Annotated in this window: 13 protein-coding genes; 8 read left to right on the top strand and 5 right to left on the bottom strand. The window is 71.5% G+C overall.

Annotated elements, in window-relative coordinates:
• Positions 1-29 precede the first annotated feature (29 nt).
• Together KHU32_RS13275 and KHU32_RS13270 are read right to left on the bottom strand one after the other, a co-directional pair.
• Entirely contained in the window at positions 30-902 is an 873-nt protein-coding gene (locus KHU32_RS13275) for a protein-methionine-sulfoxide reductase heme-binding subunit MsrQ (protein WP_213670558.1), read from the bottom strand.
• On the bottom strand, positions 899-1,816 hold the full coding sequence (locus KHU32_RS13270) for a mitochondrial fission ELM1 family protein (protein ID WP_213670557.1): 918 nt from the start codon (positions 1,814-1,816) through the stop codon (positions 899-901). Before KHU32_RS13270 ends, KHU32_RS13275 begins: the two co-directional genes overlap by 4 nt.
• 87 nt (positions 1,817-1,903) lie before the next feature.
• On the opposite strand from KHU32_RS13270, the gene KHU32_RS13265 reads away from it, so the two are divergent.
• The 6 genes from KHU32_RS13265 (at position 1,904) to KHU32_RS13240 (ending at position 6,990) form a co-directional block, all read left to right on the top strand.
• The gene (locus KHU32_RS13265; RefSeq protein WP_213670556.1) at positions 1,904-2,629 is read left to right on the top strand and encodes an orotate phosphoribosyltransferase; all 726 of its coding nucleotides are present in this window, start codon (positions 1,904-1,906) and stop codon (positions 2,627-2,629) included.
• An 80-nt stretch (positions 2,630-2,709) separates the two neighbouring features.
• On the top strand, positions 2,710-3,153 hold the full coding sequence (locus KHU32_RS13260; RefSeq protein ID WP_213670555.1) for a PPC domain-containing DNA-binding protein: 444 nt from the start codon (positions 2,710-2,712) through the stop codon (positions 3,151-3,153).
• Positions 3,154-3,213: 60 nt separating this feature from the next.
• Positions 3,214-4,863, top strand: coding sequence for a peptide ABC transporter substrate-binding protein (locus KHU32_RS13255; protein ID WP_213670554.1), 1,650 nt, complete (start codon positions 3,214-3,216; stop codon positions 4,861-4,863).
• The gene (locus KHU32_RS13250) at positions 4,863-5,252 is read left to right on the top strand and encodes a VOC family protein (RefSeq protein ID WP_213670553.1); all 390 of its coding nucleotides are present in this window, start codon (positions 4,863-4,865) and stop codon (positions 5,250-5,252) included. The genes KHU32_RS13255 and KHU32_RS13250 overlap by 1 nt, the downstream gene beginning before the upstream one ends.
• Positions 5,249-6,166, top strand: coding sequence for an ABC transporter permease (locus KHU32_RS13245; RefSeq protein ID WP_347265552.1), 918 nt, complete (start codon positions 5,249-5,251; stop codon positions 6,164-6,166). The genes KHU32_RS13250 and KHU32_RS13245 overlap by 4 nt, the downstream gene beginning before the upstream one ends.
• Positions 6,167-6,174: 8 nt before the next feature.
• A complete protein-coding gene (locus KHU32_RS13240; protein ID WP_249681022.1) occupies positions 6,175-6,990 on the top strand; it encodes an ABC transporter permease in 816 nt (271 codons plus the stop codon).
• A gap of 10 nt (positions 6,991-7,000) precedes the next feature.
• Here the strand turns inward: KHU32_RS13240 and KHU32_RS13235 are convergent, their stop codons facing one another.
• Positions 7,001-7,279, bottom strand: a complete 279-nt coding sequence (locus tag KHU32_RS13235; protein ID WP_213670551.1) for a hypothetical protein — start codon at positions 7,277-7,279, stop codon at positions 7,001-7,003.
• 110 nt (positions 7,280-7,389) lie between these two features.
• Complete coding sequence (locus tag KHU32_RS13230) at positions 7,390-10,314, bottom strand: bifunctional [glutamine synthetase] adenylyltransferase/[glutamine synthetase]-adenylyl-L-tyrosine phosphorylase (protein WP_213670550.1); 2,925 nt, start codon at positions 10,312-10,314, stop codon at positions 7,390-7,392.
• Between the two features lie 20 nt (positions 10,315-10,334).
• Here KHU32_RS13230 and KHU32_RS23465 point away from each other — a divergent pair, with 20 nt between their 5' ends.
• Entirely contained in the window at positions 10,335-13,931 is a 3,597-nt protein-coding gene (locus tag KHU32_RS23465; protein ID WP_213670549.1) for a YhdP family protein, read from the top strand.
• A gap of 18 nt (positions 13,932-13,949) precedes the next feature.
• Here the strand turns inward: KHU32_RS23465 and KHU32_RS13220 are convergent, their stop codons facing one another.
• Positions 13,950-15,413 carry an L-lactate permease gene (locus tag KHU32_RS13220; RefSeq protein WP_213670548.1) on the bottom strand — a complete coding sequence of 488 codons (1,464 nt, stop codon included), beginning with the start codon at positions 15,411-15,413 and terminating at the stop codon, positions 13,950-13,952.
• Positions 15,414-15,578: 165 nt separating this feature from the next.
• Between KHU32_RS13220 and KHU32_RS13215 the strand changes: the two genes are divergently transcribed.
• Positions 15,579-17,837 (top strand): xanthine dehydrogenase family protein molybdopterin-binding subunit, encoded by a 2,259-nt coding sequence (locus KHU32_RS13215; RefSeq protein WP_213670547.1) that lies wholly within the window; start codon positions 15,579-15,581, stop codon positions 17,835-17,837.
• Positions 17,838-17,889 lie beyond the last annotated feature (52 nt).

The raw sequence follows: 17,889 nt of genomic DNA, 5'->3' as shown, positions 1-17,889 counted from the left end.
ATGCGTCCCATCCTCAGATGGCATCCGAGTTACGCCCGGCGCAGCCTTTGGACAAGTTGCCGGGCGGCGGTTAGCAGGACGAAGCACGCCATCCCGATCGCGGCCCAGGCGGCCGGTCTCGGGCCGAAAGTCAGGTCGAAATTGGCGGCCGCAACGCGCGAGGCGGGAAGGTTCGTGGCCAGCGCGTACCAGGCGTATTCCGTCGCGACCGTCGCAAGGAAGGCGAGGAGGGTGAGCGCCGCCAGTGCCAGCAGGTTGGACTGCAGGCGCGCCGGGATCAGCCGCCACAGCAGCAGCCAGAGCAGGATGCCGGTGAGCAGGCTCTCCTGGCTGACGTCGGACTTCGCCTGGATGAAGGCATGCAGCATGGCCAGCACGATGATCGGGAAGATCAGCCGGTGCAGCTTCTTCCAGCGGCGGCCGAGGCTGCGCATCCAGCCGTCGGTCGAGGTCCAGCCGAGCGCGCAGAGGCCGAGGACCGCGACGAAGCCGATGGTGAGATAGAAGCGTTTCACGATCTCGAAGAGGGCGGTCGTCACCACCCAGTTCTGGTCGGCGAGATAGAGCGTCAGGTGCAGCAGCACCCAGGCCAGCGCGCCCAGCCCGACCATGCGGCGGATCTGGTAGAGCCGTGGCCAGGCCAGGATGCGGCCCGCCGGCGTGATGGCGAGGCTCGCGATCAGGAAGCGGATCGACCAGCGCCCGGTCTCGTGCATCACGGCATTGAGCGGCTCGGCGCCGAGATTGGACTGCCACCAGTCGGCGAGGATGAAGAACAGGGGCAGCACCAGGATCGCCAGCGCCGCGATCCGCAGCGGCGAGAGCTTCCCGTTGCGCTCCCGCCAGAGCACCCAGTCGGGAACCGGCTTGGCCGGCGCCCGGTCGGGGCGCGGAGGCCTCATCGGAGCAGGCCGCGCGCGCTGATTTCCGCCACCACGCGTCCCGTCTCGTCCAGCGCCGCGCGGGGCGGGGGCAGCGGCTCGCCCAGCCGCGCGGCCAGGCCGGCCTCGATCAGGCTGTCGGCCATGGCGCGGTGCCGGGGGCCGAGGCCACCGGGATCGGCGATCAGGAGAGGGGCCGTCGTCATCAGGGCCTCGGACAGCATGGAGATGGAATCGCCCGTGACCACGAGGCGGTCGGCCAGGGCGAGCATCGCCAGATAGGGGTTGGCGCGAGTGCCGCCCCAGCGATGGAGGTGATGGGGCGTCTCGGTAAGGCTTTTCGCCACCGCCTCGGCCGCGGTTACGCCCGTCCGGCGCGAGGTCGTGGCCATCACGCTGGCGCCGAGGCCGGCCGCCTGCCGGGCGATCGCGGCCGCGGCCTCGGGCGTCATGTTTTCCGCCCGGACGGGCCCGCCCAGCACCAGCGCCACCCGGGGCGAGGGCAGGGCGGCCAGCTCCGGGAAGCCCGCCGGCGCGGCGGCGAGCGCCTCGGGCGTCAGCCGGTGCGCCGCCCCCTGAATGACCAGGAGGTTGGGCGCCGGCCGGGGCGCGTCATGCGCGCCGATGACCAGCAGGTCGAAATCCCGGGCGCCGAGGCCCGGCCGCATGGCATGGACGGTGCGTGCCCCGCGCGCGCGCAGCCATCGGGCGACAGGCGCGGCGCGGCGGCCGGCCGAGATCACCAGCTCCGGCCAGGGCGGGACGAACTCCCCCCGATCGGCCTGCCCGGCGAGGCTGGGCCAGGGCCAGGGCACCTTCGCCCAGGGGCCGAAGCGCAGCGGGATGCGCCGGAAGGGCTCGCCCAGCCGTTCAGCGATGCCCAGCGCCTGGGCCGCCGTGCCGGCCCGCGGATCTTCCAGGACCCAGACCCTCACAGCGACAGCCTCATGGCCAAACCCTCATGGACGGAAAAGCCGCCGGACGTTAGGAAACGGCGTTTGAGCCGGAGCAGCAGAAGCAGAATGAGTGGCCATCACGCCTCGGATTGGGATCAGGACGCCGCCCTGACCACGGCGCGCATCCTCCTGGAGATCAAGGCGGTCAATTTCCGCCCTGATGAACCCTATACCCTGACTTCCGGCTGGAAGAGCCCCGTCTATATCGACTGCCGCAAGATCATCTCCTATCCGCGCGCCCGCACCCGGATCAGCGATCTGGGTGTCGAGAAGATCAACCGCGCCGTGGGCTTCGAGACGATCGAGAGCATCGCCGGCGGCGAGACGGCGGGCATTCCCTTCGCGTCCTGGATCGCGGATCGCATGAACCTGCCGATGGCCTATGTGCGCAAGAAGCCCAAGGGCTTCGGCCGCAATGCGCTGATCGAGGGCGACGTGCCCGTGGGCAAGGAGACGCTCCTCGTCGAGGACCTCACCACCGACGGCGGCAGCAAGATCCGGTTCGCGCAGTCGCTGCGCGAGGCGGGCGCGAAGTGCTCGCACACCTTCGTCGTCTTCTACTACGGCGTCTTCCCCGGCAGCTTCGAGCAGATGAAGGCGATGGACCTCTCCCTGCATCACCTCGCCACCTGGTGGGACGTCCTCGAGGTCTGCCGCGAGAAGAGCTACTTCCCCGAGGCCTCGCTGACCGGCGTGCGCAAGTTCCTCGAGGATCCGATGGCCTGGAGCCGCGCGCATGGCGGCGTCGGCACCCCGGAAGAGGCCCTGGCCTACAAGCTCAAGACCGGCTGAGCGAAGTCGAGGCCGGAAGGCCGGGAAGAACTTCCGGCTCCGTCGCGCGTTGATCCTGTTCATCACGCGACGGAGCCGACATGAAATCGAAGATGATCGCCGAGGCCGCGGGCCAGAAGACCTTCCTTCTTGTTCTCGCGCCGGGCGAGGAAGCCTTTTCCGCCATCACGGACTTCGCGAAGGCCGAGAAGATCGGCGCCGCGTCGCTGACGGCGCTCGGCGCCTTCGAGCGGACGACGGTCGCCTGGTTCGACCTCGCCACCCAGGACTACGTGAAGATTCCCATCACGGAGCAGGTCGAGGTGCTGAGCCTGATCGGCGACATCGCGATCGACGACGAGGGCAAGCCCAGCCTGCACGCCCATGTCGTCCTGGGGTTGCGCGACGGCACCACGCGCGGCGGTCACCTGATGGAAGCGATCGTCCGCCCCACGCTGGAAGTCACGGTGATCGAGGCGCCGAGCCACCTGCGGCGGAAGAAGCGGCCCGAGCTCGGCCTCGCCCTGATCGATCCCGGCGCCTAGCTCGGTTGCTACCGGCGCCCGCGCCGGGCCACCATGGGGCTTCCTGGCTTGGAGTCCTGGATGGCTTTCCGGTTCGTGCTTCTTTTCCTGATCTGGGCGTTTCCCGCCGCGGCCCAGCCGCGCGAGACGCTGGCCATCGGCATCACGCAGTACCCGTCCACGCTGCACCCGAACATCGACACGATGGCGGCGAAATCCTACGTGCTGGGCTTCGTCCGACGCCCCGTCACCGCCTACGACGCCGACTGGAAGCTCGTCTGCCTGCTGTGCGAGGCGCTGCCGACGCTGGAGAACGGCCAGGCCCGGCTGGAAACCACGCCCGACGGCAAGCCGGGACTGCGCGTCACCTGGCGCCTGCGCGAGGGGCTGCGCTGGGGCGACGGCACGCCCATCACGACCGAGGATCTCCGCTTTGCCTATGAGGCAGGCCGGGAGCCCGCCACCGGCATTGGCCCGGCCGAGTTCTACCGCTCGGCCTATGAGTTCATCGCCGAGGATGCGCGGACCTTCACGCTGCGCTTCGACCGCGTGACCTTCGAATTCGCGAGCCTGGGTGACTTCGCGCCGCTGCCCGCGCATCTGGAGCGCGAGCTTTGGCGGGCGGACCCGCGCGCCTATCGCTCGCGCACGCTCTACGACACCCAGCCCACCACGCGCGGCCTCTGGAACGGCCCCTATCGCATCGCCGAGGTGCAGACGGGCTCGACCATCACGCTGGAGCGCAATCCCGAATGGAGCGGCGAGGCGCCCGCCTTCCGGCGCATCGTGATCCGCGCGGTGGAGAGCACGCCGGCGCTGGAGGCCCAGCTCCTGGCCGGTCAGCTGGACATGATCGCGGGCGAGCTCGGCCTTCCCGTGGAGCAGGCGACGGCCCTGGCCCGGCGCACCGGCACGCGCTTTCGCGTGGAGTACCGGCCGGGCCTCAGCTACGAGCACATGGACCTGAACCTCGACATGCCGATCTTCGCCGACCGGCGCGTGCGGCAGGCGCTATTGCTGGCGCTCGACCGTGCGCAGATCGTCGCGCGCCTCTTCGAGGGCCGGCAGACCGTGGCCAATTCCAGCGTGAACCCGTTGGACTGGCCGAGCGATCCGTCGGTCCGCGCCTGGCCGCACGACGCGCAGCGCGCGGCGGCGCTGCTCGAGGAGGCCGGCTGGCGTCCGGGCCCCGACGGCATCCGCCGCAATGCGGCCGGTGAGCGCCTGTCCTTCGAGCTCATGACCACCGCCGGCAACCGCTCGCGCGAGGCGACGCAGCAGGTGATCCAGGCGCAGTGGCGGCGGATCGGCGTGGAAGCGCGCATCCGCAACGAGCCGCCGCGCGTCTTCTTCGGCGAGACCATGTCCCGCCGGCGTTTCCAGGGGGCGGCCCTCTACGCCTGGATCTCCTCGCCCGAGAACGTGCCGCGCACGACGCTCCATTCCGGGGAGATTCCGACGGCGGCGCGGAACTGGTCCGGCCAGAATTATCCGGGCTTCCGTAACGTGGAGATGGATGCGCTGTTGGAGGCCCTGCCCATCGAGCTTGATCGCGAGAAGCGGCGCCTGCTCTGGCACCGGCTGCAGGCGATCTTTGCCGAGGAACTGCCCTCCCTCCCGCTCTGGTTCCGCCAGGATGCCCATGTCTGGCCGACCTGGCTCGAGGGCGTGCGGCCCACCGGCCACCTGAATTATTCCAGCCTCTGGGCGGAGCAGTGGCGGGTGCGCTGATGCTGGATCACGTCTCCATCACGGTGAATGCGCTGGAGCCGGCGCGGCGCTTCTACGACGCCATCATGCAGGCGCTCGGCGTGCCGCGCGTCTGGGTGACGGCGGAGGGCATCGGCTACGGCCTTCGCAGTACGCCCGATGACGATGGCCACACCTATCTCGCCATCTATGTGCGCCCGGGGGTGGTGGCCGATCGCCGGCACTGGTGCTTCCGCGCGCCCGATCGCGCCGCCGTGCGGGCCTTCCACGCGGCGGGCCTCGCCCATGGCGGTCGGGACGATGGACCACCGGGTCTGCGCCCCGACTATCACGAGCAATACTACGCCGCCTTCCTGCTCGACCCCGACGGCAACCGTGTCGAGGCCGCCTGCCATCGGGCGGAGGCGTGACGCGCCTCATCCTCTCGCGCCTGGCGCAGATCGCGGTGACGGCGGCGATTCTATCGCTTTGCGCCTTCCTGCTGATCGCGCTGATGCCGGGAGACCCGATCGACCTGGCCATCGCGGGCGACCCGCGCCTCACCACCGAGGACGCGGCGCGGTTGCGCGCGCTGCACGGGCTCGATCAGCCGCTGATGGCCCGCTATCTCGCCTGGGCCGGGGCCGTGCTGCAGGGCAATTTCGGCCATTCGCGGCTCTTCGCGCAGCCGGTGGCGCAACTGCTGGGCCCGGCGCTGCTGAGCTCGGTGAAATTGCTGGGACTGGCGCTGGCCATCGCCATCACGGTCGGCGTGGGGCTGGGCGGGCTGGCGGCGCTGAAGCCCCGGCTGGCGCCGGCGGTGCAGGGCCTGGCGCTCTTCGCGCAGGCGGTGCCGTCCTTCTGGCTGGGCCTGCTGCTCATCATCCTCTTCGCCGTGCAGCTGGGCTGGCTGCCGGCGGGAGGCGACGGCGGTTTGAGCTTCCTCGTCCTCCCCGTCGCGACGCTGGCCTTCGCCCATCTCGCGAGCTACGCGCGCCACGCCGCCTCCGCGCTGACGGCCGCCATGGGTGAACCGCACATCCGCACGGCGCGCGCGCATGGGGCCGGCGAGGGCCGGTTGCTGTGGCGGCATGCGCTGCCGAATGCCGGCGTGCCCCTGCTCACCATCGCCGCGCTGGATGCGGGGGCGCTGGTCTCCGGCGCGCTGATCACCGAGACCATCTTCGCGCGGCCGGGCATGGGGAAGCTGATCTACGACGCCGTGATGGGCAACGACTTCAACCTGGCGCTGCTGGCGCTGCTGGTGGTCGCGATCATGACCATGCTGGCGACCCTGGCCGCCGATCTCGCCCAGCGCTGGCTGGATCCGAGGCTCAGCCGATGACCGGCGGCATGCGGGCCGGCCTTCTGCTTCTCGCGGCGCTGGGGCTGGCGGCGATCGCGGCACCGCTGGCCGCGGATTGGCTGGGGCACGATCCTTTCCTGCCGGATCTCTTCAACCGCTTCGAACCTCTTTCGGCCGCCCATCCGCTCGGCACCGACGATCTCGGGCGGGACCTGCTGCTGCGGCTGCTCTACGGGGCCCGGGTCTCGCTGGTCGTGGGGCTGATGGCGGCCCTTGCGGCGACGCTCATCGGCACGGTCGTGGGCCTGCTCGCGGCGTGGCGCGGCGGATGGATCGATGCGGCGCTGATGCGGCTTGCCGACGGCCTGCTCGCCTTGCCGGCCCTGCCGCTGCTGGTGATCCTGGCGGCGCTCGATCCGGCGGTGGTGGGCCTGCCGCGCGGCGAGGCTGCGGCCGATATCCTGCGCATCGCGGCGCTGCTGGCCGCCTTCGGCTGGGTGGGCGTGGCCCGCTTGGTCCGCGCCACGGCGCTTTCCGTCCTCGCCCAGGACTTCGTGCGGGCAGCCCGGGCGATGGGTGTGGGCGAGGGGCGCATCCTGCTGCGCCACGTCCTGCCGCAGCTTGCGGCGCCGATCGCCATCGCGACGGCGCTGGCCGTGGGTGGCGCGGTGCTGGCGGAGAGCGTGCTGAGCTTTCTCGGCCTGGGCATCGCGCCGCCCGCGCCCTCCTGGGGCAATATGCTGGCCAATGCGCAGGAGCTGATCTTCCAGGCGCCGCTGGCCGCGCTATGGCCCGGCCTCGCGATCCTGCTCACCGTATTGGGCTGCAACCTGGTCGCCGACGGCGTAGCCCGCCGGCGCTAGGGTCATGGCGTCAGCGCCAGTGCCGCGGCGGCGGGCGATAGCCGTAGTGCCGCGGCGGGTGGCGGTGGTGCCGCCAATGCGGTGGCGGGTGCCGGTAGCCGTAATGCGGCCGCGGCGGCGGCGGCCGGTAGTGCGGGCGGTGGTGGTGCGGCCGGTAATGCGGGTGGTACTGCACCGTCGTGATGCCCTCGCCGGCCACGACCGGCGCGGCGCCGATGACGGGCGCGGCCTCTGCACCGGCCGTCATCAGTCCCAGGCCGAGCGCGGCCGCTATCAGAATCCGACGCATCTTGTTGTCCTCAATGCGATTTCCATGGCCTCATAGGAGTTCCATGTCGGGACATGATCCGGGCGGAATTGTCACCATTCCAGGGCAAGTCGTTCCGAAATCAAACCGGATCAGCCGGATAGCTTGCCCAGGTGGCGTTCGAAAGCCGCCCGCACGGCCCCCGCATGGGCCTGCATCAGCTGGCGCAGGGCCGCGAGATCCGGGACTTCCTGGTGCACCAGCGCCCCGGCGCCGCGGCGCAGCGCTTCCTCGACGGTGACCGGCAGGCCCGGCTCGCGCCACTTGCCCACCGTTAGGCGCATGAGGCCGAGCAGGGAGCGCCAGAGGCGCTCGGCCTGGATCAGCGTCGCGGCTTCCCTCTCGTCGATCAGCCCCTGGCTGCCGAGCTCGGCCAGCACATGGCGGGTCGTGCGCCGCAGCAGCCGGGGATTCTGCGCGGCATGGGCGACGGTCATGGCCTGGGCGATGAACTCCACCTCCACGAGGCCGCCGGGCATGGCCTTCAGGTCCCAGGGCCCGTCCGCCGGCAGGTCCTTCAGCATCCGCGTGCGCATGGCCACGGCGTCGGCCAGGACCTTGGCCGGGTCGCGCGGGGCGGCCAAGGCCGCCTCCACCGCCGAGGTGATCTGCTTGGTCAGAGCCGGCGGCCCCGCGACCACGCGGGCCCGGGTGAGGGCCATGTGCTCCCAGGTCCAGGCCTCCTCGAGGTGATAGCGCTCGAAGGAGGTGAGGCGCGTCGCTACCGGGCCCTTGTTGCCCGAGGGGCGGAGCCGCATGTCCACCTCGAAGGCGCTGCCATGGTGGCCGGGCGTGGTCAGCGCCGCCACCACCTGATGCGACAGGCGGATGAAGTACTCGGACGGCGCGAGCGACCGGGGGCCGCCCTCGCTCGCCTCGACCTCGGGGTCGTGGCTGTAGATGAAGATGAGGTCGAGGTCCGAACCCGGCAGCATTTCCCGCCCGCCGAGCTTGCCCAGCGCCAGCACCGCAAGGCCGCCGTCGGCGACCTGGCCGAAGCGCCGGGCGAAGTCGGACTGCATGGCGGGGAGAAGGGCGGCGATGGCGGCTTCGGCCACCGCGCTGCGCGCCTCGCCCGAGGAATCGGGGTCCAGCCGGCCTTCCAGCTCCGCCGCGTCGATCTCGACGAGGTTTTCGCCCACGAGGCGGCGGGTGGCGTCCAGCGCCTCCTCCAGGTGGCTCGCCTCGCGCACCAGGGCGGGCAGGGCGGCCAGCGGCTTCTCGCCCGGCGCGGCGTAGCTGCCGGCCAGCAGCCCCTCCAGCGCCTCGGGCCGGCGGGCGATATGGTCGGCGAGCTGCGGCGCGGCACCGAGCAGGCCCGTAAGGCGGATGAGCAGCCGCGGGTTCCGGTGCAGCAGCGACAGCCACTGCACGCCGGCGGCCATGCGCTGGAGCAGGACATCGAAGCGGGCCAGCGCGGCATCCGGCTCCCGCTGCCGGGCGAAGGCGGCGAGCAGGGCCGGCATCAGCTCGGTCATGAGCTCGCGCGCCCGCTCGCTGCGCATGGCGCGCGGGCGGCCGTGATGCCAGCTGCGCACCATGGCGGCGACGGAGCCGGGGTCGCGGAAGCCCATCTGCCGCAGGGTGGCCATGGTCTCCGGGTCGTCGTCCACGCCCGTGAAGACGAGGCTACCGGAGCTTTCGGAGGAGCTCAGCTGCGGCGCCGCCTCGAAGAGCTTCGCATAATGCCCCTGCACCCGGCGCTGATAGGCGGTCAGCGCCTCGGCGAAGGCCTCCGTGCTGGGATAGCCCATGAAGCTGGCGATGCGGGCCAGTTCCTCCGGGGCTTCGGGCAGGCGATGGGTCTGGCGGTCGGCCACCATCTGGATGCGGTGCTCGGTGGTCCGCAGGAAGACATAGGCGTCCGCGAGGTCGGCGGCGGCGCGGCGGTCCAGCTTGCCCGCTGCGGCCAGGGCCGCCAGCGCGCCCAGCGTGGTCGGGTCGCGCAGGGCCGGGTCGCGTCCACCCCAGATGAGCTGCAGCACCTGCACGGTGAACTCGATCTCGCGGATGCCGCCGGCACCCAGCTTCACGTCATGGCCGGCGACGCCGATCTCCGCGCCCGCGCCGTGATCGGCCTTGTGGCGGTTGATCTGGCGCTTGATCGAATGGATGTCCGCGACCGCCGCGAAGTCGAGGTGCCGGCGCCAGACGAAGGGCCGCAGCTCGCGCAGGAAGGCCTCGCCGGCCGCGCGGTCGCCCGCCACGGGCCGGGCCTTGATCATGGCCGCCCGCTCCCAGTTCTGACCGAGGCTCTCATAATAGGAGAGCGCCATGGGAACGCTCACGCAGAGCGGTGTCGCCGCCGGGTCGGGGCGCAGGCGAAGATCCGTCCGGAAGACGTAGCCCTCCGCCGTGCGTTCCTCCATCAGGCGGACCAGGTCGCGGGCAAGACGGACATAAGGCGCCGCACCGTGCTCTTCGTGATAAGAAGGCGAATCGGGATCATGAAGCAGCAGCAGATCAACATCCGAGGAGTAGTTCAGCTCCCGACCGCCGAGTTTCCCCATGCCCAGCACGATGAGGCCGGAGCCCTTCGTGATCTGCCGGGGCTCACCCTTGGTGCGCGCCAGGCGGATCTGGCCGCGCCGCGCGGCGTCGAGCAGCAGATGGGCGCAGGCGAAGTCGATGGACAGGTCCGCCAGCTCGCTCAGCGCCTGCGTCACCCGGTCCAGCGTCCAGGCGCCCGAGAGGTCGGCCGCGGCGACCACCAGCGCGCCCTGGCGCTTCGCCCGGCGAAGCAGGCTCGCCACCGCATCGCGCGTCGCGGCGGGATCGGCCTTGGTCAGCGGGTCGAGCGCGCATTGCATCGCCTCCTCCGGCCCGCGGTCCAGCAGGCGGACGAGACTCGGCGCCTCGGACCAGCAGAGATCCCCGAGGAAGGGGCTGTGCGCCGCCATCACCTCCAGCAGCGGCGCCGCATCGGGGCGCGCGACGAGGGACTGCTGGGCGGCATTGCCCGCGGCGAGACGGTCCCGCAGGCGCTGGACGGCATCGGCATCATGGAGCGGCTTCATGCCGCACTGGAAAGCCCGAGGTGAGCCAGGGTCAACCCCCGTCGCCGCGGCGGCATCTGCCGCGCCTTGCGGGATGGGTCTGCGGGCTGACCTTGGCGATCCCCTTGCTGGGCGGACTCGCGATCGGTGCGCTGATCGCCCGGCTCGCGCACAGCCCCCTCGAATCGACCTTCCTCGCCCGACAGATCGAAAATGCGGCCAATGGCGCCGACGCCTCGCTGCGGATCGGCATCGCCAGTGCGGCCGTCGCCTGGGAGGGCTGGAGCGGCCGGGGGGCGCCGCTGGACATCCGCCTCCGGGACGTGACGGTCCGCGATGCGACGGGCCAGGAGCGGGCGCGGCTTCCCGAGGCGGCGGTGACCCTCTCCATCGCCTCCCTCCTGGAGGGCACGCTCGCGCCCTCGACGATCGAGCTGCGCGGCGCGAAGCTGATGCTGCTGCGCGCCGCCGACGGCAGCATCTCGCTGGACCGCGACGGCCCCCCGGCGCCCGCCGAGGGCCAGGCCCCGGCGGCGCCCGCGACCTCGGTCGACCATATCCTCGCGGATCTGATGGCGCCGGCCGAGGACCGCGCGATGCACACCGCGCTGCGCCGCATCCGCCTCGTGGACGGCACCGTGACCGTGCGCGATCTCACGCTCGAGCGTGACTGGTCGCTGAACGACATGCAGATCGAGCTGCAGCGCCTGCCGCAAGGCGGCATCGAGGGCGACGGCGAGGCGCGCATGCGCATGGGCGAGGTGGAACTACCCGTGCACCTCCGCGGACGTGCCCAGGGCGATCCCACGCGCTTCTCGGTACGGCTCGACCTGCCGGTGCTGCGCCCCGCCGAGCTCGCCAGGGTGCTGCCGCCCCTCGCGCCGCTGGCCATGCTCGACGCGCCGGTCGCGATCCAGGCGCGGGCGGAGTTCGACGGGGAGGGGCGGCCCCTGCGCGGGGGGCTGGACATCCAGGCGACGGAGGGCGGCCATCTCAGGCTCGACGGCGCCACTGGGCTGCCCTTCGCCCGGCTTTCCGCCAGCCTCGAGGGCAACCGGCAGCGGATCTCCCTGGAGCTCGCGCAGCTGGAGCTTCCGGGACGGGGGCGCACGACGCTGGAGGTCACGGGCGGCGCGGCGCTGGGGGAGGCGGGCTGGGCGGGGGAACTGCGCGCCGGCGTCGCGCAGCTGGACCTGACCGAGATACCGGAGCTCTGGCCCGAAGGCCTCGCCCCCGAATTCCGCACCATCCTGCTGCAGGCGGCTCCGCGCGGCGCCGTGCGCGACGCCGCCCTTCGGCTGGAAATCGCGGCCGACGCCGATCTCGCGCAATGGCGGCTGCCGAGCGTGCGCGTCGACGCCTTGCTGGCCGATGCGGTCCTGGTCGCGCCGGGTGGCCCGCGCCTCGCCGTCGGGAGTGCCGAGGTCGCGGCCGAGTTGCGGCCCGGCGCGCTGCGGGTGGAGCATCTGGTGCTGCGCTGGCCCACGCCCCCCGGCGAGGGCGCCTATCCCAGCACGTTGCGGGCGGAGGGACAGGCGACGCTGTCGGAAGGCCGCTGGCGCGGCACGCTGGACCTCGGGCTGGACCGCGCCCGCTTCGCCGATCTGCGCATGCTTTGGCCGGAGGGCCTCGTCCCCGGCGCGCGGCACTGGATCACCGAGAATGTCACAGCCGGCGAGGCGACCGCCGGGAACTGGCAGGTGACCGGCGAGGTGGCCGAGGATTATTCGGACCCGAAGGTGACGGGGCTGACCGGCCGCGTCGATGTTTCGGACGCCACGGTGCATTGGCTCCGCCCCATGCCGCCCGTCCGGAACGCCTCCGGCCATGCCCTCTTCGGGCTGGACGCGATCGAGGTCCGTGTGGCCGGCGCGCGGCAGGAAAATGCCGCGGGTCAGCCGAGCGCACTCGAGATCCGCACCGGCAGCCTCCGCTTCCTGCTGCCGCCGGGCGGCCAGGAAAGCACGGAGATGTCCTTCGGTCTGGCGGGCCCGGTCACGGAAATCGTGAACGTGCTAAAGCACCCGCGCCTGCATCTTTTCGACCGGCGTCCCTTTCCCGTGACCATCGCCTCCGGCGCCTTCGAGGGGAGGCTCAACATCGGCTTCCCGCTGGTCGCGGACCTGCACATGGAACAGGTGCGGATCCGCGCCGAGGCGAGGGCGACCAATACGCGCTTCACGCGCCTGCTCTTCGATCGGGACCTGGAGGAAGCCAGCCTCGACCTCACCACCGATGGCGAGCAGCTTCGCCTCCAGGGCACGGCGAGCATGATCGGCATTCCGCTCCGCATCGGGGTGGAGATGGATTTCCGCCCCGGCGCGGGCTCGCAGGTCGTGAGCCGCGAGACGGTGACGGCGCGCGGCGATGCCGAGCGGCTGGCGATGATCGGCTTCGACACGGGCAACCTGCTGCGCGGACCGGTCGCCTTCGAGGTCCGCACGGAGCGCCGGCGCAACGGCCAGGGCGTCGTGAACCTGCAGGGCGACCTGCGCGACGCCGTGCTCGCCTTCTCGCCCCTCGGATTCACGAAGGCACCGGGCATTCCGGGCAACGCCTCGGCCGTCTTCCGCCTGCAGGGCGAGCGGCTGGCGGCCATCGACAATATCCGCATTTCCGCGCCCGAACTCGCGCTGCGCGGGCGCGCGACGACCCGCGCCGGCCGCATCGACCGGCTGGAATTTCAGGAGACGAGCCTGGGCGGAAGCCGGTTCACGGGCGAAGCCATCACGCCCGCGGCCACCGGCCAGGCCTGGAACATCAACATGCGTGGCCCGGTCCTGGATCTGCGGGCCGTCCTAGGCCCGGGCTCGGCGCGGGGGCGTGGCGCGTCGGAACCGGAGGAAAGCCAGGCGCCGATGGTGCTGGACCTGCGCTTCGACCAGGTGCTCCTCGGCCCGGCACGGGAACTCTTCGCCGCCCGCATCCGCGCGCGCGTCGACAGCGCCAGCGTGCCACGCGAGGTCAATCTGCAGGGCCGTACCTCGCGGGAGGGCGGGCCCTTCGAGCTGGCGGTGACCCCTCACGGGGAGGCGCGCCAGCTGCGCGGCACGGCCGAGGATGGCGGCGGGCTGCTGCGGGCCTTCGGCATCGTCGAGACCATCCAGGGCGGGCGCCTCACGCTGAATGGCCAGTATGAGCGTTCCACGCCCGGCGCGCCGCTGGCGGGCACGGCGGAGCTCGACAACTTCACCGTCCGGGACGCGCCGGTGCTGGGCAAGGTGCTCCAGGCCATGACGCTCTTTGGCGTGGTGGAGGCCATGCAGCGCGGTCTGGTGTTCAGCCGGGCGGTGGTGCCCTTCGTCCTGACGCCCGAGGCCCTGCGCATCGAGGGCGCGCGCGCCTTCTCGGCCTCGCTCGGGCTGACGGCGCGCGGCCAGATCCTGCGCGAGCGATCGGTCCTGGACATCGAGGGCACGATCGTGCCGGCCTATTTCTTCAACACGCTGCTGGGCAACCTGCCCCTGGTGGGGCGCCTTTTCAGCCCCGAGCAGGGCGGCGGGGTCTTCGCGGCGACCTTCCGCGCCCGCGGGCCGGCGGAGACGGCCGAGGTCTCCGTCAATCCGCTGGCGGCGCTCACGCCCGGCTTCCTGCGCGGCCTCTTCGGCCTGACCGAGGGCTCCCGCCCGCCGCGATAGTCGGACCCGGGGTTTGGCCTAGGGACGCTGCAGGAGCAGCGCCCCGCAGAGCAACATCAGGAGGAGAATAGGGACGATCCCCAGGCTCCAGGCCCGCGCATAGATCTGGCCCTCCAGCTTCTTCTCCCCGGTGAGCGCGCATCCCATGGAGACGCGGGCGGGCGAGAGCATGGTGAGCGCCGCCGCCGCCACGTTCTGGATGGCCGCGATCCAGAGCGGCGATACACCGTGCTGCGCGGAAAGATTGACCTGGGACGTCATCAGCAGGGCGTTGGTGGCATTGCTGCTGCCCGTGACGAAGCCGAAGACGCCGGCCAGCAGCGGGGTCGCGACGAGGGCACCGGCGCCGAGCGCGAGCACCAGCCCATCGGCCAGCGATTGCGCCGTGCCGGAATCCGCCATGACCTGCGCCATCACGAGGAACGAGCCGATCGTCACAATGGCCCGCCAGCCCTGCCGCCAGGTCGTGGCGGCGATCCGCGGCACCGCCCCGGCCCGCCGCAGGAGCAGGAGGTAGAGCAGGCCCACGGCCAGGAGCCAGGATCCGGGATGCAGCAGCGGGAACCAGCCGATCATCCCGTCGATGGGCCGTAGCTCGATCGCCTCGCGCAGGACATCGTTCAGCGCCGGGACCGCGCGCGTCAGGGCGAGGGCCAGGATCAGGAAGGCATAGGGCAGGGCCACCGGCAGCAGCGAGAGCCAGTGCCCGCGGCTCGGGCGCTCGTCGCGCCAGAACTGGAGGACGATGAGGGGGCCGAGCGCGGCGAGGGCGGCCGTCTCCGGCCCCAGCCCCTGATTGGCCAGGATGAGGGCCGCGAGCATGGCGGCGATCCAGCCGAGCTCCGTCAGCTGATGCTTTCTTCCGCCCTCGAGGCCGGCCCGCCCGGCGAACCACCAGAAGAGGGCGAGCCAGCCGAGCACCAGCGGCACGCTTACCACGGCGCTCCAGACGCCGAGCGCCTGCGGGGTCAGCCCGGAGAACACCGCGCCCACCATGGTGCCATTTGCCATGGCGCCCCAGGGGACAAGGATCTGGCTGAAGAGGCCGAGGGTCGCGACATGCAGCGGGCCCAGGCCCAGATGCATGAGGATGGCGATGGTCGTCATCTGCCCGACGCCGAAGCCGGTCGCCGTCTCGGAGAAGGGCCCGATGAGGAAGCAGGCCGCGAAGGCCCGCTGTCGCCGGAGCCGCTCATCGGTGACCGAGCCGGAATCGGGATCTGCTTCGGTGCCGGGCCGCGAGACGGCCGTCCGGAAGAACAGCCCGCCCAGGATCACGGCTCCGATGAGCCAGGAGAGCCAGAGCCCCTTTCCGAGCGCGTGCACCAGCCCCAGGCTGCTCAGCAGGGTGGGCGCGGCGGTCCAGGCGACCAGGCAGGCCAGCAGCAATCCCGCCAGCCCCGCCGTCAGGGAGGTGCCTCGCCGGCTCGCCAGGACCGCCACCACGAGGGCCAGGGGCGAGGCCCAAAGAAGATACGTCACGCGCCTGCCGCTGAAGCCAGTTTGATCACCCCTCGAACCCCGCTTGGTGCTTCCGGTGGGGATCGCAGGGCATTTGCGCTCCCCAGGCAAGCCTGCGCGCGGTGCCATGCTGCTGGCGGGTGGGCCTGGGCGCGCCTAACCTCGTGGCGGACTTCGGAGACGGCAATGTTCGGGCAATCCATCAGGCGTTTCGAGGATGAGCGGTTTCTGACCGGCCGCGGCCGCTACATGGAGGATCGCGACGTGCCGGCCGATACGCTTCAGGCCGTCTTCCTGCGCAGCCCCCATGCGCATGCGCGGCTTCTCGCGATCGACACGACGGCGGCGCGTGCCGCACCTGGCGTGCATCTCGTCCTGACCGGCGCCGATCTTGCGGCGGCGGGCATCGGCAACATGCCCTGCAACGCGGTGCTGGCGGCGGAGAGGCCGCTCGTCGTCCCGCCGCGGCCGGGCCTCGCGACGGATGCGGTGCGGCATGTCGGCCAGCCGGTGGCCTGCATCCTGGCCGAGACCTTCCTCCAGGCGCAGGACGCCGCGGAGCTTGTCGAGGTGACCTATGAGGCGCTGGATGCGGTGAGCTGCCCGCATGCGGCGCTGCGCCCGGCAGCGCCGCAACTGCATGAGGAGGCACCCGGAAACCTAGGATTCCTCTGGCACAAGGGCGATGCGGCGGCCGTGAAGGCGGCCTTCGCTGCCGCCGCGACGGTGGTGGCGGCCACCATCCCCAACCAGCGCGTGACCTGCGCGCCGATCGAAACGCGCGCGGCCCTGGCGCTGGTGGAGGACGGCCAGCTCACGCTCCATTGCAACGGCCAGAACCTCCACGCGATCCGCGACCAGATCTGCGCCGCCATGGGCCTGGAGCCGGACGCGCTGCGCCTCGTCGCGCCCGATATCGGCGGTGGCTTCGGCGTGAAGAACGTCTCCTTCCCGGAGCATCTGGCGCTGGTGCAGGCCGCGCGCGTGGTGGGCCGGCCGGTCCGCTGGATGGCGGCGATGACCGAGGATTTCTCGGCCTCCGCGCATGGTCGTGGCCTTCATGCCGAGGCGCGACTGGCGCTCGACGCCGAAGGCCGCTTCCTGGCGCTGGAGGTGGATTCCGTGGCCGAGCTCGGCGCCTATCTGTCCTCCCTTGGGCCGCATTGCCCCACAAATGCGGCGGCGACGGCAATGGGCGGCTGCTATGACATCCCCGCGATCCATTTCACCGTGCGCGGGGCCTTCAGCAACACCGCGCCGATGGAGGCCTATCGCGGGGCCGGCAAGCCTGAGGCCAATTTCATCATCGAGACGCTGATCGAGGTGGCGGCGGAACGGACGGGCATCGACGCCCAGCTGCTGCGCACGCGGAATCTCATCCATGCGCTGCCCCATCGGACGGCCTTCGGCATGGAGATCCGCGACGGCGATTTCTCCGCCCGCCTCGACGAATGCGCGCGCCTGGCCGACCGCGCGGGCTTCGCGGCCCGGCGTGCGGAAAGCGCCGCCCGTGGCCGCCGCCGCGGCTTCGGCCTGACCTGCTTCCTCGAGACCGCGCGGGGCGCGCCGGGCGAATGGGCGCGGCTGCGCGCCACGGCCGACGGGATGATCGAGCTCGCCATCGGCACGCAGTCGAACGGGCAGGGGCACGAGACCAGCTTCCCCCAATACATCGCCCATCTGCTCGACATCCCGATGGAGACCATCCGCTACGTCCAGGCGGATACCGGCCGCATTTTGCGCGGCAACGGCCATGGCGGCGCGCGCAGTCTGCACATGGGCGGCGAGGCCATGCGCCTGGCGGCCGGTGCGCTGCTGGCCCAGGCCCGCAGTATCGCGGCGCGGCTGCTGCAGGCCACGCCGGAAGCACTGCATTACGCCGAGGGCCGCTTCGGCCTGGGTGACGGGCGAGGGCTGACCTTGGCTGAGCTTGCCTCTGAGGAAGGGCCGCTGGAAGGCGAGGTGACCCATGGGCTCGACCTCGTCACCTTCCCCAACGGCGCCCATGCCGCAGAAGTGGAGCTCGATCCCGAGACTGGCGAGGCGCGGCTGCTCTCCTACATCGCGGTGGATGATTACGGCCGGCTGCTGAATCCGATGCTGGCGCGCGGGCAGGTGCAGGGCGGTGTGGCGCAGGGTATCGGCCAGGCGATGATGGAGCGCATCGCCTACGACCCGGAGAGTGCGCAGCTCCTCTCGGCCGGCTTCATGGACTACGCGATGCCACGCGCCTCCGACCTGCCGGACCTGCAGATCCATCTGCGCGAGGACACACCCACCGAGGCGAACGGCCTGGGCGTGAAGGGAACGGGCCAGGCCGGCTGCATCGCTGCCCCCCAGGCGATCATGGCGGCCCTGCGCGATGCGGCCGGTGCCGAGATCACCATGCCCGCGACGCCGGAGAAGGTCTGGCGCGCGCTGCGGCGGCGTGAGGTGCAGGGCTAAGAACCATTCTATTTTATGTAAAACCGTTCTTGGTCAGCCAATTGGGCGCTGA

Origin of the sequence: Roseococcus pinisoli (assembly GCF_018413645.1) — a bacterium.
GTDB lineage: Bacteria > Pseudomonadota > Alphaproteobacteria > Acetobacterales > Acetobacteraceae > Roseococcus > Roseococcus pinisoli.
This window is presented reverse-complemented; position numbering and strand designations above follow the sequence as displayed.